Source organism: Staphylococcus pasteuri (assembly GCF_030547725.1).
Taxonomy (GTDB): domain Bacteria; phylum Bacillota; class Bacilli; order Staphylococcales; family Staphylococcaceae; genus Staphylococcus; species Staphylococcus pasteuri.
The window spans coordinates 1-236 of record NZ_JAUOQO010000975.1; the positions used below are offsets into that span (position 1 = coordinate 1).

Annotated in this window: 1 protein-coding gene; it reads left to right on the forward strand. The window is 41.9% G+C overall.

All coding sequences use genetic code 11. From position 1 onward, the window contains the following. The coding region (locus tag Q4528_RS16085) for a hypothetical protein (RefSeq protein WP_303522768.1) at positions 1-236 on the forward strand (236 nt) is incomplete at both ends.

Genomic DNA, 236 nt, shown 5'->3' on the forward strand with positions numbered 1-236 from the left:
GTAGTAGGTTCAAACACTGTAGGTCGTCCTCCAAAGATGAAAAGAGCAGGATCTAAGTCAAGTGGAGCTCCTATAGCAGGTGTTCGTAAAAAAGAAATCTATGAGGGAGATCCAAAAGAAGCTGTAAAATCCCTAGTAGCTGCCCTTAAAAAAGACGGATATGACTTTAGTGTAGGTATAGATCCAAACACTGAAATACCTCTAGCCCAAAGAGTTGTTGTAGCAGGCCGTGGTAT